Genomic DNA, 15,839 nt, shown 5'->3' with positions numbered 1-15,839 from the left:
ATGTATGGCCTTTTTCCATATCAATATTTTAAAAGAAGCTTACCAGTCGAAACTGCGGGGATGTCCTTCTTGGCTGAGCTCTGGAAAATCCCACTGGCGCAGCGCTTCATACACGCCGATGGCCACCGCATTGGAAAGGTTCAGGCTGCGCGCTTCTGACAGCATGGGAATGCGAACCACGGAATCCGGGTTTTGATGCAAAAGTTCTTCCGGCAGCCCGGCGGTTTCTTTGCCGAATACCAAATAGCAGTTATCCGGGTAAGTAACTTCGGTGTGGTTACGCGGCGCTTTGGTTGAAAAATAGAAAAAATTCCCTGTATTACGGCTGAAAAAATCGGCCAGAGTATCATAGTAGCGAATGTCGAGAAAATGCCAGTAATCCAGACCGGCACGTTTTAATTTTTTATCATCAATTGTGAAGCCCATCGGCCCCACCAAGTGCAAAATGGCGCCTGTTGCGGCGCAGGTGCGCGACACATTGCCGGTGTTTTGTGGGATTTCAGGCTCCACCATCACAATATTAAGCGTTGGCATGTCAGAGTTTATCCTTTCGGGTCTAGTTTAGGCCGTTTTGTAATTTGTCATACTCATCATAATCCAACCGGGGAAAAAAGTCTATTCATAAAAGGAAATATTAAGGAAATTGTGGGTGGTTTTGTATGCAATTTCCTTTTTGCCATAATCTTTCTGATTATATCAAAAGACAGGGGGAATAAATAATGTCGGGTCTGAAATTGATCTACACGATATGGAGGTTATACGATATGTATAATGAAACCAAAGGCTTTGTAAAAGGCATTAGCGCGGGGCTTGTGGCAGGCCTGGCAGTTGCCAGCGTCAGCAATAAGGCATTTAAAAACAACCGTCAGCTGAAGCGTTCAGCCAATAAGGCGATGAAAAAAGTTGGCGGCGTGTTGGACAACATGGAGTATATGTTCAAATAATCACAACCCCGGGCATGGCTGCCGTAAAACGGATTCGGAAAGAGCGAACCGTTTTGCGGCAGTTTTCTTTTTCGTTTTTTTGGCAAAATACAGAAAATTCCGGGGGCGAATCCCTTGCCAAAGGCCGGCGTATGCGGTACACTGAAACAAAGCAAAAACCAGGGAGGGATCCGAATTATGCAGCTGCCGGAACATGTGATTCTTACAGTCTATTATAAAGGCTGCAGCAGTCTGTCTTCTTTGCACGGAAGGTTGTATGACGCGAGAAAGGTGTATTTTCAGACGAACCATAAGGTAAAAGAGCGCGCGTCCGTGCAGGAGGACGGGATGGAGGTGCGGTTCCGGTATGTGATCCGAAAGCGGGCCTTTGTGTGGGAAAAGAAGTGGGAACGCAATCTGCTGGAACGAGCCTATAAAATTCCCGATGGCTATTGTTTGGATGTGTTTGATCCAAACGGCACGCTGAAAATCCGCACGGAATACGATAAGCTGCACCAGTTTCGCAAAGCCTCTTATTATGGGCCGGATGGCCGCGTTCAGGCGGAACTATCCTGTGTTCCGGGTAAAGAGGAGCTGACGCTGCGCCAGCCGGGGAACGGGGAATCGGCACAAACCGTTCTTTACCCCTGCCCGGTGAGGATGGGAACGGCAGAGCAAAGCATGATCGATTCCAGTTTGGGGGATCCGAAGATCATCGCCGCTTGTTTAGAAGGGGATTACTGCTATTGCGATGAGCAGGAATATCAGCAGCGCAGAAGCCTTTGGCAAAAGATTCAGGAAGGCGGAATGTCGTCAGAACCGGTGTTTTTGCCGCAGCGGGAAGAATCGGATCCGCTGGATCCGGAATGTTTGCCGGAGCAGGAATCTTCTTTGCCGGGCTCTTCGGCGGAATTATCTTTGGCACAGGAGCGTTTGTGCCGGCTAGAAGATCCGGGGGCACACGAAGACTCTTGGAAGGAACCGGATGAGGTTCCTATTTCTTATTTGAAAGATCGCCTGAGGCAGTTGGAAGAACAGCTGATGAAAAATACGGCTTTGGAACAGGAAGATTCCCTTTCTATAAAAGAAACAGAAGAAACTGACCTTCTAAATGCAGAAAGAATGGAAAAAGATCCCACCCAGCCGGATGTTCCCTCTAAGGAAGAGTCGTCACCCAGCTATCGGGTGGACAGAGAACTGTTCCGGCAGGATGTGCCGGAGCACAAAGCGGTGGAGCCACCCGCTGCGCCGACCCGTTATGCGGTGGCAAAGCGAAGCGCCGATGGAACGGTTTGTGCCCCGGGCCTGAAAGGGGAACCCAAAAAGGTGCCGAAACAGGAAACAAAGGCAGACAATGCCGCCCCGGCCAAAGAGCCGGAAGCCGCCGAGGATCGAATCGTGCCGGTGAAAAGCATCGTGATCAGCCAGCAAGAAAGCTATCGCTATTTCGGCCAGATGCTGGAAGAGATGCGCCACGGCCGCGGCCGCACCGAAATGCCTGACGGCAAAACCGCCTATGAAGGCGGCTATTGGCGGGATCAGCGTGACGGCTTTGGCGCCTATTATTACAAAACGGGACGCATGTGCTATGTGGGCGACTGGCAGCAGAACAAACGAAACGGCGTGGGGGTGGGGTTCCGCCCCGGCGGCGGGGGCCTTTATGCCGGGGGATGGAAGCAGGACAAACCCCATGGGGCCGGCGCTGTGGTCGACACCAATGGCAGCATCAGCTATGCCGGGGCGCTGGTAGAAGGCAAACGCCACGGCGTGGGCGCCAGTTACCGGGCGCAGGATGGAACCCTTTTGGTTGCCCGCTGGGATGGAGATCGCTTTTCGGGCAAAGTGACTTTGTTTGATCCGCAGGGCAGGCTTTGTTACAGCGGTGAATGGAAAAACGGAAAACGCCACGGAATGGGAACCCAATATCTGCCCGATGGACAGGTGGGCTTTGCGGGCCGTTGGGAAAAGGATCGTCCCCTTGCCGGCGTGTTGTATCAGGATGGCATTGCGCAGGATACTTTAACCCCCTAAAAGCACGAAAAAATACTGGAAAGAAAAAAGTCAGAAAAATGTAATAATTCATAAATTGTTAACAATTAGTCTATGAATTCGTAATAACTGATTTTTCCATGGCAAATCCTGAAAAATCCAGCAGTACCAAGGGCTGGCGGGGTGTGAAAATTTTAAAAAAAGTCAAAAATACCCTTGACATTATGTCCGGGATCGCCTATAATTCAACTAAACATATAAGCGGTGTGGCCGTGAGTTTCTTACAATTTTCAGCTGCTTCCGCTTGTCTCGGCCTTTTAGAGGCGGGGCTGCCATGTATGTTTACCTTTCATAAAAGCACAGCGCAAATACGCAAACAACGAAACACTATTAAGGAGGACTACCAAGGATGAATAAAACCAAAAGCAAAGTGCTGTCACTGGTTCTGGCATCTGCCATGATCGTGTCCAGCTTTTCTTCCCTTAACTTCGCTTCTGCGGCTTCTGTCCGTGAGACCGGAAAGCTGACCGTTGATCAGGATGAATTGTATCTGGCAAGTAACGCAAAAGAAAAAGACTCAAATGACAAAGATATCGATGTCATTGTGACAGTTGACGAACTGCTCGAAGGCGTTTCTCTGAAAACCTATGATAATGAGGAAGCCAGCGACGTTGAATTCCTGAGCTACACTCATGCTTCGGGTGATTATCTCGTAAAGTCCATTAAGGACAGAGATGATACAGATAACGTGCTGACCCTGAAGAAAGACGCAAAGGGTAAAGAAGTTATCACCGTTACCTATGAGGGTGAATACGACCGTAACGACAAGACCGTTAAGGTAAGAGGCAAGAAAGATATCACCATTTATGCTGATCCGGTTGGAAGCCAGATCGTTGCAGAAGTGAGTGATGAGCCGTTCGAAAATGATAAGCCCGATGATCTTAGCTCTGCGGCAATCAATGACGAGCAGTTAACTTTTGCTATTTATAAAGTAACTAACAAAGATTTGTATGCAGTGTATACCATTGATGAAGATGCTGTCGACGGTAAAGTCAAGAAAGACAGCGACAAGGCTTTTGACATCAAGAAAAATGAGCCTGTTAAGTCTGTAAATGGTATTTACACCGTTAAGACCACCTATTTCCCTGAAGGCAACGTGAGCGCTATTGAAAGCGCCCAAGCTGTTTTGGATGCTGCAAACGCTAAGTTGGAGTTGTTTAAAACTGGCGCAGCTACAACAACTACGCTGGAAGGCAACGTAGCTACAGCCAAGGAGCATGGTGATTATAAGGGAAAAGCTCTGGAAACATTAAAAAGTGATGTAGTCACTAAAACAACTACACTGGAAGATCTGAAAAAAGCAGAGCCTGTGGATGATGCTGCAATTGCAGCCGCACAGACTGCTTTAGATGAGGCTCAAGAGACACTTGACAAGTACAATGCTCAAGCCGAAGTGGTTAAAAAGGCTGAGGACGAATTGAATGCTCATAAAGAGGCATACGCTGCAGTCAAGGATCTTAAGGAAGTAGATTTGAAAAAGGCTGTAACAGATGCTGAGGCTGCTCTTGCTGTAGCTAAAGCTGGTGGTGAAAAGAAAGACAAATTGGTTCCTGAAAAAGTTGCTTCTACTGGTACCATCAACGTAGATTTTGACTTGGCCACCAAGAAAGATAAAACAGAAAAGACCACTGTTAAGTTGTCTGTTGATAAAAAATGGCGTGCAGAACGTTCAAAAGTTGAAATCAACAAAAAGGGCAGCACAACCTATGTGACCAGAAAAGCTGATACACTGAACAGCTGGGATAACGATGATGTCAGAAAAGCCAAAGACAACAATGAAATTTACAACGTCACCGGCTATGACATTGCTCCCTATTTGGATAAAGGGGAAGTTGTAGAGAATACCATTCTTGTTACCGACGGTAAAATCGGTGCCATTAAGGGTAATGCAAAAACTACTGTTGATATGGATGCTGGTAGCGCCGGCAACATTAAGGCTAACAAGATTACCATTGATGATGGTAATGTCGGCCTGTTAGAGCAAAAGGGTGAAGAGCCTCAGATTACCGTTACCAAAGGTAAGGTAAAGGCAATTGATGCAGATAAAGCTGAGGTTGCTGTTAACGGCGGTACCATTTCTGGCGATGTGATTGGTAAGACCGTAGACATCGATGCCAATGACGAAGATGTTGCCACCACCATCACTGGTAATGTGGAAGCTAAGGGCGATGAGCACGAAATCGAGATCAATGCTTCTAGTGATGCTGCTGTGAAGATTAACGGCACCGTTAAGGGCGCTGTTACTCTGAACGACGAAAATGTTACTATCGGCACTTTGGATGCTGACTATGACAATGATATTACTTTCGAAGATTTCTCCGGTAAAATCGGCAAAATCATTAATTCTGCTAACGTAGATATTACTGTAAACGGCGATTCCAACGTTGAAGTCAAGGGCAAACTGCAGGCTGGCAGCTTGGAAATTGAAGATGAAGACGGCAAGGTAACTGTTGCTGAAGGCTACTTCAATGACATTTCCGGTGACGGTACTCTGGCAGTTCCCGCTGGCAAACTGTTTGTTGAAGACAGCATGGAAGACATTACCCTGCAGCTGACCGAAGGTTTGGCTACTGGCGTAACTGCATTCCAGTCTTACACCGATGCAGTTGACATTGATGACATCACAACTTTGGGCTACACCTTAGAGAAGAAGGCTGTGAACAGCGACGTTGAGAAGTTCGTTGTTAAGGCTGTTACTTTCGCTGGCGTACAGCTCGATAAGAGCGAAGTTTCCCTTGCTAAGGGCCAGAGCACAACTGTAACTGCAGTTGCTTATCCCACCGGCACAGGCATGCCTGAGGGTTCCTATGTTGAGTGGAGCATTGATGGAAATGATGATTATATCAGCATGACCACCGAAGGCAGCGTGGCTACCATTAAGGTTCTGGATTTCAACAAAGAGTATGCAACCGATAACCAGGCAACTATTACTGCTACTGTAGTAGACAAAGATGGCCGCACCAATGATGATTTTGTTGTTGCTACCACTAAAGTTACTGCTACTGCTCTGCCTGCTTCCACTGTAACTTTGGATACCACCAAGCCGGTTACTTTGGGAACCAATGCAGTGTACCAGTATATTGCAAAGTCCTCCAGCGAAGCAGTTATGACTGCTACTTCTTCCGACGATCAGATTGCTAAGGTTGAACTGTTCAACGCTGCTGATGCTCGCGGCTACAAGTTCCAGGTTAAGGGTATTGCTGAAGGCACCGCAACCATCACCACAACTGATGCAAACGGCGCTGCTGCTACTTTGACTGTGAACGTAGTAAAAGTGAACGGTTCTTTGAAGGCTGACACAACTTCCTACACCTTTGCTCCTAAGGGCATCTATGATGTGAAGTTCACCGTTACCGGAAGCAATGAAGTTCCGGTTGTGAGCGCAAACGGCAAAGTCGTTTCCATCACTCCCCGCGGCAATGGCGTGTACAGAGTAACTGCTCAGAACCCCGGCACTGCTTATGTAGTTGCTAAGGCTGGCAATACTCACGTTTCCGTTAAGTTCGACGTTGCTGCTGGTGCAGTTGCGAAGGGCGTAGCAGGCAACAACGTGTCTCTGTTCAAATAAGAACCAAGTTTCTTAAAAATAACTGAATAATCGTTAGTTGTATTTGCGTGCGGCGGTTTGGACTTCATCTTCCAGACCGCCGCTTTGTGCCGGAGATCGGCACACGTATCAATGGGAGGTAAGACTTTTGGTCTTACCTCCTTATTTTTGTTAAAACAGGTCAAATCGACCTGTCGGAACCGTGCTATCAGTGCCGATAGAGTACGACGGTAAGCCGAATGTGTGGAACAAATCCAAAGGAAAGATCGATCGAAAGCAAAGAATGGATCAAATAAAAAGATTCGAGGAATAAGGGATCAAAAAAGGAAACAGTCATATTTTGCATGGCTGTTTCCTTTTTGCTTATGCTTTTGTTAAGGCAGTGCCGGGATAGTACCAAGAAAGAATCTGGCGGTAGTCAGAGCCATGCTGCGCCATATATTCTGCCCCCACTTGACTCATGCCCACGCCATGGCCGTATCCTTTGACTGAGAAGGTGAATTTTCCACCTGCAAATTTGATTGTATAGTTGGCGGATCGAAGCCCAAAGGCTGTTCGAACTTCTCCGCCCGTAACCGTTTTGCCGCTCAGCACTTGGGATTTGACTGAGCCGGATTTGGTTCGTTCGTCTTTCCCAAACCAACCGGAAGGCTCGCCTGTTAAAGATAGCCCCCATTGTTTCTGTGCGGCGGTTTGGACTTCTTGAGGGGTTAAGGTTACGCTAGTGCTAAAACCCCCGGCATACACGTCCCCGGGGCTTGCAACCGGCACCAGATAGCTGTAATCTCCGCCCCAAATATCTTTGGCGGCTTCAGTATTGCCGGAAGATATCGCGTAATAGGTGGCGCAAATCAGTTGGCCGTTGCTTTGCAGGGTTTCGCCGTAAACGGCATCTGCTACTTCTGACAGCTTTTTATAATAGGCATCGAAATTTCCACCCCAGCGTTTTTGCATTTCTTCTTTGGTGGTATAGAGAAGCCAGCTGGAAATGTTGGCTTTAAAATCAGCGCCTTTCAGGGAGGAATCTGGTTTTTGCCGCTGTTGTTCGCGCAGGCGGCTGTAATAAGTGTAAGCGCTGACCGCCTGTGCTTTTAGAGCCTCCACATGGTTTTCGGGGGACATTTCTGTGACGACTGCTCCAAACAGGAATTCTTTGTCGTCCACGGTCAGTACTGTTCCGGTGGATTCATCCAGAATTTTAAAAACAGCGGCAGTTGCCGCTGTTTTTGTTTCGCTTGCCGTAGAAGAGGCGGGGGCAGCACTTTGCGTTTGGCTGCTTGCCGGTGTGGAAGATGCGGGAGGGGAAGATGATTTTTTGTCTGGTGTTTTTGCGCCCAGTGCCATGAGCGGAATCAGCAAAAGCAGTAAGAACAGCAAAAGGCACAGTGCGGGTTTTCCTTTCATATTGGGCTCCTTTCTCCGCAAAGCGGCCCGGGGCGGCTTCTATTGACTTTGCGGGATACGTGATATAAAATGAGTCATAGATTCGTTAAAGTTTATCATTGAATCGCAAAAATTCTTTCAGTGACCGCTGATAGAAGCAAAAGAAAGGGCAGAAAGCATGATAAAAAAAATTTGGATCGTATTTGCGGTCACCTGCATAGTGACGATTCCGGTGCGTTTATATCAGTTGATGTATTATGTGGACAGTCAAACTGGTTTTTTTACCGATGGAAATGTAACCTCAACTATCGTTTCTGTAATTCTGATTGCAGGGTGCGCGGCAGTGCTTTTTTTGTCGCGGCGCCAAAAGAATTTCTCTTTGCAATTTCAGGATATGTCCAGTATGCCGTCCGTTATATTTTGTGGATTAAGCGGCGCGGTGATGCTGATTTATGCCGTTCGTCAGCTGGCGCTGGTGGCGTCGGGTGATACCAATTGGGAAGAAAATTATATGCAGCAGATTCCGGTTTGGGTGCAGCATCCGGTTTTATACGCTGCGCTGGCGATTCTGGCGGTGGCAGCAGCAATTAATCTGCTGGTGCTGGCGTGGGGATTGGGCCAAGGAAAAAGTCCTTACCTTCACCTTCCTGCGGCAACTTTATTTTTGCCGCTTTGGTCATGCATGGATTTAACGGTAATGTTTGTGCGATCCACAGAAGTGGTCAATTCCATTGAAAGCTTGTATTCCATGTTTATGGTGATCTTTTTGCTGGTATGCCTGTTTGCTCAGGCACGTTTTTTGTCGGGACTGGATGATTCCAAAAGCCGTCTTTTGATGGTGGCATCCGGTATGTGCTGTGCCATTGTAACTTTTACGGTAACTGTGCCGAACTTACTGATGTATGCCATGGGCCGGGGCGATATTTGCTCTATGACCATGGAAAGCAGTGTATTATATTTGGTGTTGGCAATGTTTTTGCAATCTCTTAGTTTTAAAATGATAAAAAAGCAAAAAATATCTGAAAAAATTTAAAAAATGAACATTTATTAGTTAAATTTTTCTCAAACTCTTGTATTGTTGTAAAAAATGCTATAGAATAGTGGAAAGAAAAGGTATGCTTTAAATTATTAGGAGGTTATACTATGTCTATCAAAATTGGCATCAATGGTTTTGGCCGGATTGGACGCTTGGTGTTCCGTGCGGCGGTAGCACAGCCGGATGTATTCGAGATCGTGGGGATCAACGATCCTTTTGTTGATCTGAATTACATGGTCTATATGGTAAAGTATGACACCATGCACGGCAGATTTCAGGGCGAAATCAGCGCACAGGACGGCAAGCTGATGGTAAACGGCAAAGCCATCAATGTTCATGCGGAAAAAGACCCTGCCAACATTCCGTGGGGCGCTGACGGCGCAGAATATGTTGTGGAGTCCACAGGCGTATTTGCAACAAAAGAGAAAGCATCGGCTCACATTGCGGCAGGCGCAAAGAAAGTTGTTATTTCTGCCCCGGCAAAAGATGATGCCCCTACTTTTGTATGCGGTGTAAACTTAGATTCTTATACCTCTGATATGACAGTAGTATCCAATGCATCCTGTACGACCAACTGCCTGGCTCCTTTGGCCAAGGTAATTAACGACAAATTTGGCATTGCCGAAGGTCTGATGACCACCGTGCACTCTACCACTGCTACTCAGAAAACAGTGGACGGCCCCTCCGCCAAGGATTGGAGAGGCGGCAGAGCAGCTGCCGGCAACATTATCCCCTCTTCCACCGGTGCAGCAAAAGCGGCAGCCTTGGTTATCCCTGCACTGAAAGGCAAGCTGACCGGCATGTCTTTCCGTGTGCCCACTTTAGACGTTTCCGTTGTGGACTTGACCTGCCGTTTGGAGAAATCTGCTACTTATGAAGAGATTTGTGAAGCCATCAAAGAAGCTTCTGAAAACGAGATGAAGGGCATTCTGGGCTACACAGACGAAGCCGTGGTATCCTCTGATTTCTTGGGTGATCCCCGCACCTCTATTTTTGATGCAGATGCAGGTATCATGCTGAATGAAAACTTTGTTAAGCTGGTTTCTTGGTACGACAACGAGTGGGGCTACAGCAACAAGGTGCTGGATTTAATCAGCCATATGTTCAGTGTGGATCATAAATAATTTGCTCTTTAACTAGGGGACATCTAAAAACTCCAAACTCTAGGTGAATTCTACTGTAAACAACAACTGCGGCGTTAGGAATGTCCTGATACCTAGTATTTCTGCGCTTTTTGCTTTGCATCTGCTCTGTTTTCAGCGAAATTCCCAACGGTTTTCCTTTTTCAGAAACACCCTGGTTTTTAAGTGCTCTATATTGTGAATAACTGCAAATTACAATATTTATATTGAATACTGGTGTAAGCGTTCAATTTTGTAATCCAATAGTAGTACCCCTGCTTAGAGTGCTTTGTACTTAAGTTAGGGGTGCTATTTCTTATTAAACTTTAGAGTAAGTTTTTTAGGAACTATCCCAATCACTATTTGATTAAGGATAGTATTTTGAGTCATTACCCCTCAAAGGAGAAAATTAAATGGATTTGCAGTTTGAAAAAATAATCTATGAATTAAAACTTAGAGATGATTTATCAAAACTTTCCATGGATGTATCATTATATAAAAAAGTAAGAAATGTATTGTTTATCACAGTTTTTTTAGGGGGATTTTTTGCATGGTGTAGTGCCAGTGAATCTACACAGGATTCTAATGGAAGCAATATTTATATTTTAGTTAACCGAATATTTCCCGACACACCCTTTTCTGTTATTGTTTTTGTAGTTGTGATGTTGTTGTTCATGCTCTATTTTTTATCCTTTATTCCATCTGTAAATGCGATACGGAAAAAAATTCAAATTCAGAAATTTGAATATGAAAGTTATCAAAATCGACTGTTTATAAGATATATTTATCATAAATTGGGCTATGATGGAAAAGAGTTAGATTCTAAAGATATCCTGGAAATTTATAAAACTTGCCAAGAAGATATTCTTTTTGATATTTATGATTTTGAAAAATACTTAATTAATTATTTTAAGAAATATTCGGAATATATTTCGCAATTCTATTACTCCGATTTAGCAAATCTAATTTTAGTGAATCAATGTATTTCTAGAACACTAATTTATAATAGTGATGGTACATACACTTTTATATGCGAAAAAAATTTTGAACTATTTTTTGGATCAATTGGAGACTTGGAGTGATACGGAGCATCTATCATAATGAATTTGGATTATCTCAAGATAACAAAGAGCTTCCTCAAAACCGGTGTATGCGATATGTTTCGTGTACACCGATTTTTGTACCATTTCTTGGTTAAATGCTACAGAAAGAGCTGGGGTTCGGCTTTTCTCTAAAATGCGACAGAACAAAAGGAGTAATATAGAGCCAATTACGTTTGTCCGGACTTTCACCCATTACATAACCAAAACAGCTGTAATTTGTGAATAGTATACAAATTATGAGAAGAGTGATTCAATATATTTTCATTAAATTACTAAAAACTATTGAAATTTTTGGGATTTGTGGTATGATGAAAACAGAAAGCTCTGGAAAGGAGTGGATAGAGATGTCATTAAAACCGGAAAACTCCAGCCTGCCGCTTTCTCTGTTTCATCAGGGGACAAACTCGAAGGCTTATGAGTATATGGGGATGCACGAAACAGAGAGAAACGGGCAGCCTGAAATGGTGTGCCGTGTTTGGGCACCGCATGCAGAATCCGTTTCTGTGGCAGGGGATTTTAATGATTGGGATGACAGCCAGTACCCCATGAAAAAAATCAGTCAAGGGGTTTGGGAGGCGTATCTGCCTTTTGTTCTTCCCGAATACACCTCTTATAAATTCTGTGTGGAACAGGTTGATGGGACAAAGGTGTTTAAAAGCGATCCCTACGCGTTTCATTTTGAAGATGGGTTCGGCAATGCTTCCAAATATTATTCCATAGAGGGGTTCCATTGGAAGGATGCCGGCTGGAAACGCCATCAGACACAAAAACCCCACTACAGTCAGCCGGTGAACATTTATGAGCTTCATGTGGGCTCCTGGCGCAAAAATTCCGACGGCAGCAGCCTTTCTTACCGCCAGTTGGCGCAGGAACTGATTCCTTATGTAACAGAGATGGGTTATACTCATATTGAGCTGATGCCGCTGACGGAATATCCTTTTGAAGGTTCCTGGGGCTATCAGGTAACCGGTTATTTCGCCCCCACTTCCCGCTATGGGACGCCCAAAGATTTTATGTTTTTTGTGGATCAATGCCACCAAGCAGGGATCGGTGTGATTCTGGACTGGGTTCCGGCTCATTTCCCCAAAGACGAAAATGGGTTGGCACGCTTTGATGGAACCCCCTGCTATGAATATGCAGATCCCAAAAAAGGGGAGCATAAGGAATGGGGTACTTTAGTTTTTGATTATGGCCGCAACGAAGTGATTAGCTTTTTAATTTCCAGTGCGGTGTTCTGGCTCACTGAGTTTCATATTGATGGCATCCGGATGGACGCGGTTGCTTCCATGCTGTATTTAGACTATAGCCGCAAAGAAGGCGAATGGGTTAAAAACCAAAATGGTGGGCGAGAAAATTTGGAAGCGGTGGCATTTCTGCAAAAGCTGAATGAAGCTGTGTTTCAGGCATCACCCAATGTGATGATGATTGCAGAGGAATCCACGGCCTGGCCGCTGGTATCTAAACCCACATACTGTGGTGGTCTGGGTTTCAATTATAAGTGGAATATGGGCTGGATGAACGATATGCTGCGGTATATGTCTTTAGATCCGGTTTACCGCAAATACAATCATGACAACCTGACTTTTTCTTTCTTTTATGCCTTTTCAGAGAATTATGTTTTACCCATTTCTCATGATGAAGTGGTGCATGGAAAATGCTCTTTAATTAATAAAATGCCGGGAGAAAATGAAGAAAAACTGGCCGGAGTCAGGGCTTTTATGGGATATATGATGGCTCATCCGGGAAAAAAATTGATTTTTATGGGCACCGAGTTTTGCCAGTTTGTGGAATGGAATTACGAAAAACAACTGGAGTGGTTTTTGCTGGAATATCCGCTGCATCAAAAGGCTCAAGTATTTTTTAAAGCTCTGAATCATTTTTATCTGGAAACTCCTGCTTTGTGGCAGATCGATTTTTCCTGGGAAGGATTTGCCTGGATTTCTAACGACGATTATACGCAAAGCGTCATTTCGTTCCGAAGAATCGATCAATCTGGCAAAGAAGTCATTGTTGTTTGTAATTTTCTGCCGGTTCAAAGGGAAAACTACTGCATCGGCGTTCCCTTTAAAGGTGTTTATCAAGAGATTTTTTCTTCAGACCAAGTCGAGTTCGGCGGTTCCGGTGTGACCAACGGGGATTCGATACGAACCCAAGAAATTCCGATGCATGGCTATGATCAAAGTATCAGCCTCACGCTGCCGGCTATGTCCGTTTTCTTTTTAAAGTGCAAACGCCGCCGCTCTAAAAAGCCAGATGGCCGTTTGCCCGGAAATGCGGAAATATTGTAAGGGCTCGCAGCGTTTTTAGTATATCAGCCAAGGAGGTAAATGCGATGTTGCCAAAACAAGAAGTCGTCGCCATGTTGCTGGCCGGCGGACAGGGGAGCCGCTTGGGGGTACTGACCAAAAATCTGGCCAAACCCGCGGTTCCTTACGGCGGGAAGTACCGGATTATTGATTTTCCGCTTTCCAATTGTGTAAATTCCGGAATTGAGACTGTTGGGGTTTTAACCCAATATCAGCCGTTGGTGCTGAATGACTACATAGGCAGTGGCCAGCCCTGGGATCTGGATAGCATGGATGCCGGCGTTCATATGCTGGCCCCTTATCAGCGCGGCCGAAAGGCAGACTGGTACAAAGGAACTGCCAATGCAATTTATCAGAACATTCCGTTTATTGAACGGTATCATCCGGACTATGTGGTGATTCTTTCGGGCGATCACATCTATAAAATGGATTACTCTAAAATGATTGCGTACCATAAGGAAAAGGAAGCCGATTGTACCATTGCCCAAATAGAGGTTCCATGGGAAGAAGCCCCCCGGTTCGGAATTCTGAATACCCGGGAAGACGGCTCTATCTATGAATTTGATGAAAAGCCCAAAAAACCCAAAAGCAACAAAGCCTCTATGGGAATTTATGTGTTTTCGTGGGACAAATTGAGAAAGTATTTGGAACAGGATGAGGCAACCCCAAAATCTTCAAACGATTTTGGCAAGGATTTACTGCCTGCTATGCTGGAGGCCGGGGAGCGCATGTTTGCCTATGAGTTTACCGGGTACTGGAAGGATGTTGGAACCATTGAAAGCCTTTGGGAATCCAACATGGATTTGCTTGACCCGCATACTGAGCTGGATTTAAGCGAACCTGTCTGGAAAATCTATTCCCGCAATCCGGTTATGCCGCCCCATTATCTGTCTGCCGAAGCAAAGGTGCAGAATTCTTTGGTGGCTGAGGGCTGCAATGTGTACGGTGAAGTGGATTTTACGGTTTTATTTGCCGGGGTATATATTGCCCCGGGAGCGGTGGTTCGGGATTCCATCATTATGCCCGGCGCCCGGGTAGAAGAGGGCGCCGTGATTCAATATGCGATTGTGTCAGAAAATACCGTGGTGGGGAAAGGGGCCGTTGTGGGCGCCCGTCCCGAAGAAATGGAAGACAAAGGGCAGTGGGGAGTTGCGGTTGTGGGAGAAAATTGTGAGATAGCAGCAGGTGCTGTGGTTCCTCCCAAAGCAATGATCGACGCTGAGGAGGTGGCAAGATAATGCGGGGAAACAATGTGATTGGACTGCTGTTTTCCAATGTACATGAAGAAAGAGTGCGGGAACTGACTGAAAAACGGGCAATGGGCTCGATTCCGTTTGGCGGACGTTACCGTTTGATTGATTTTCCTCTTTCCAACATGGTGAATTGCGGAATCAACAAGGTGGGGGTTATGACCAAAAGCAACTATCAATCCCTGATGGATCACCTTGGTTCCGGCAAGGCATGGGATCTTTCCCGAAAACGGGAAGGGCTCTATATGCTTCCTCCCTTTGGAGCACAAAGCTCGATTTCCAACAGCCGAATTGACTCCCTTTCCTCTGCCAGCCGCTTTTTGTCCAGTTCAAAAGAAGATTATGTGCTGCTCAGCGATTGCGATATCGTGGCAAATATTGACTACAAAAAGGTAATTGCGTCACATATCGCAAAAGGGGCAGATATTACCATTGTGTATCGATACGGCAAAATCCCCGACAAAGTCAGCAGTGCGGGCGTTTTGCAAATTGATCCGGAATCCCGGGTACGGGATATGCTCATTGATCCCCGGATGGACGGGGAATGCAATTACAGCATGAACGTTATTTTGATTGGCCGCCATTTGCTGATAAAACTGGTAGAAGATTGTGTCAGCCGGAATATGTACGATTTCCCACGGGATCTATTACAGCGGAATATTCCGAATTATAAGGTGTATGCCTATGAATTCACGGGCTTTATGCAGATGATCAGCTCTATGAATTCTTACTTTGAGGCCAATATGTCACTGATGCTGCCGCAGGTTCGGTCGCAGCTGTTTGATCCGAACCGCCCCATTTATACCAAGGTACGGGATGATATGCCCGCCCGGTATGGGCTTGGCTGCAATGTGACAAACTCTTTGGTGGCAGACGGCTGCCAGGTGGACGGTGAAGTGCACAACTGCGTGTTGTTTCGCGGGGTGAAGGTGGCCCGGGGCGCAAGACTGGAAAACTGTGTGATTATGCAGGACAGTATCATCGGGCGAAACAGCCGTTTGAACTATGTGATTATTGACAAGGACGTGGAGATTAAAGAGGAGCGGTCCCTGATGGGATTTCAATCCTACCCCGTCTTTATCAGCAAGGGGAGTATTGTATAAGTGACAGGAGGCGCTGTG

11 protein-coding genes are annotated in these 15,839 nt (G+C 45.8%); 9 read left to right on the top strand and 2 right to left on the bottom strand.

Annotated elements, in window-relative coordinates:
* Positions 1-39: 39 nt before the first annotated feature.
* A complete protein-coding gene (locus tag C1A02_RS04120) occupies positions 40-534 on the bottom strand; it encodes a tRNA (cytidine(34)-2'-O)-methyltransferase (protein WP_101696961.1) in 495 nt (164 codons plus the stop codon).
* Between the two features lie 185 nt (positions 535-719).
* Here C1A02_RS04120 and C1A02_RS04115 point away from each other — a divergent pair, with 185 nt between their 5' ends.
* From C1A02_RS04115 to C1A02_RS04100, 3 genes are all read left to right on the top strand, one after another.
* Positions 720-944: a hypothetical protein gene (locus tag C1A02_RS04115; protein WP_164997144.1), complete on the top strand. Its 225-nt coding sequence runs from the start codon at positions 720-722 to the stop codon at positions 942-944.
* Between the two features lie 177 nt (positions 945-1,121).
* Entirely contained in the window at positions 1,122-2,954 is a 1,833-nt protein-coding gene (locus tag C1A02_RS04105) for an MORN repeat-containing protein (RefSeq protein WP_101696958.1), read from the top strand.
* Positions 2,955-3,321: 367 nt separating this feature from the next.
* Positions 3,322-6,540: a hypothetical protein gene (locus C1A02_RS04100; protein WP_101696957.1), complete on the top strand. Its 3,219-nt coding sequence runs from the start codon at positions 3,322-3,324 to the stop codon at positions 6,538-6,540.
* A 342-nt stretch (positions 6,541-6,882) separates the two neighbouring features.
* Here the strand turns inward: C1A02_RS04100 and spoIID are convergent, their stop codons facing one another.
* Positions 6,883-7,923, bottom strand: a complete 1,041-nt coding sequence (gene spoIID, locus C1A02_RS04095; RefSeq protein ID WP_101696956.1) for a stage II sporulation protein D — start codon at positions 7,921-7,923, stop codon at positions 6,883-6,885.
* A 157-nt stretch (positions 7,924-8,080) separates the two neighbouring features.
* Here spoIID and C1A02_RS04090 point away from each other — a divergent pair, with 157 nt between their 5' ends.
* The 6 genes from C1A02_RS04090 to glgD all read left to right on the top strand — a co-directional run bounded on the left by C1A02_RS04090 (position 8,081) and on the right by glgD (position 15,821).
* Positions 8,081-8,935 carry a hypothetical protein gene (locus tag C1A02_RS04090; protein ID WP_101696955.1) on the top strand — a complete coding sequence of 285 codons (855 nt, stop codon included), beginning with the start codon at positions 8,081-8,083 and terminating at the stop codon, positions 8,933-8,935.
* 110 nt (positions 8,936-9,045) lie between these two features.
* A complete protein-coding gene (gene gap, locus C1A02_RS04085; protein WP_101696954.1) occupies positions 9,046-10,062 on the top strand; it encodes a type I glyceraldehyde-3-phosphate dehydrogenase in 1,017 nt (338 codons plus the stop codon).
* 410 nt (positions 10,063-10,472) lie between these two features.
* Positions 10,473-11,141 carry a hypothetical protein gene (locus tag C1A02_RS04080; protein ID WP_101696953.1) on the top strand — a complete coding sequence of 223 codons (669 nt, stop codon included), beginning with the start codon at positions 10,473-10,475 and terminating at the stop codon, positions 11,139-11,141.
* A 365-nt stretch (positions 11,142-11,506) separates the two neighbouring features.
* A complete protein-coding gene (gene glgB / locus C1A02_RS04075) occupies positions 11,507-13,450 on the top strand; it encodes a 1,4-alpha-glucan branching protein GlgB (RefSeq protein WP_101696952.1) in 1,944 nt (647 codons plus the stop codon).
* Between the two features lie 44 nt (positions 13,451-13,494).
* Positions 13,495-14,706, top strand: a complete 1,212-nt coding sequence (locus C1A02_RS04070; RefSeq protein WP_101696951.1) for a glucose-1-phosphate adenylyltransferase — start codon at positions 13,495-13,497, stop codon at positions 14,704-14,706.
* Positions 14,706-15,821 (top strand): glucose-1-phosphate adenylyltransferase subunit GlgD, encoded by a 1,116-nt coding sequence (glgD, locus tag C1A02_RS04065; RefSeq protein WP_101696950.1) that lies wholly within the window; start codon positions 14,706-14,708, stop codon positions 15,819-15,821. The genes C1A02_RS04070 and glgD overlap by 1 nt, the downstream gene beginning before the upstream one ends.
* Positions 15,822-15,839 lie beyond the last annotated feature (18 nt).

The organism is Clostridium minihomine (assembly GCF_900240385.1).
Taxonomy (GTDB): domain Bacteria; phylum Bacillota; class Clostridia; order Oscillospirales; family Acutalibacteraceae; genus Faecalispora; species Faecalispora minihomine.
This window is presented reverse-complemented; position numbering and strand designations above follow the sequence as displayed.

Excerpts from the sequence above, each read along its gene's own strand:
- C1A02_RS04120 (WP_101696961.1), bottom strand. The coding sequence starts at position 534 with ATGCCAACGCTTAATATTGTGATGGTGGAGCCTGAAATCCCACAAAAC.
- C1A02_RS04115 (WP_164997144.1), top strand. The coding sequence starts at position 720 with ATGTCGGGTCTGAAATTGATCTACACGATATGGAGGTTATACGATATG.
- C1A02_RS04105 (WP_101696958.1), top strand. The coding sequence starts at position 1,122 with ATGCAGCTGCCGGAACATGTGATTCTTACAGTCTATTATAAAGGCTGC.
- C1A02_RS04100 (WP_101696957.1), top strand. The coding sequence starts at position 3,322 with ATGAATAAAACCAAAAGCAAAGTGCTGTCACTGGTTCTGGCATCTGCC.
- spoIID (WP_101696956.1), bottom strand. The coding sequence starts at position 7,923 with ATGAAAGGAAAACCCGCACTGTGCCTTTTGCTGTTCTTACTGCTTTTG.
- C1A02_RS04090 (WP_101696955.1), top strand. The coding sequence starts at position 8,081 with ATGATAAAAAAAATTTGGATCGTATTTGCGGTCACCTGCATAGTGACG.
- gap (WP_101696954.1), top strand. The coding sequence starts at position 9,046 with ATGTCTATCAAAATTGGCATCAATGGTTTTGGCCGGATTGGACGCTTG.
- C1A02_RS04080 (WP_101696953.1), top strand. The coding sequence starts at position 10,473 with ATGGATTTGCAGTTTGAAAAAATAATCTATGAATTAAAACTTAGAGAT.
- glgB (WP_101696952.1), top strand. The coding sequence starts at position 11,507 with ATGTCATTAAAACCGGAAAACTCCAGCCTGCCGCTTTCTCTGTTTCAT.
- C1A02_RS04070 (WP_101696951.1), top strand. The coding sequence starts at position 13,495 with ATGTTGCCAAAACAAGAAGTCGTCGCCATGTTGCTGGCCGGCGGACAG.
- glgD (WP_101696950.1), top strand. The coding sequence starts at position 14,706 with ATGCGGGGAAACAATGTGATTGGACTGCTGTTTTCCAATGTACATGAA.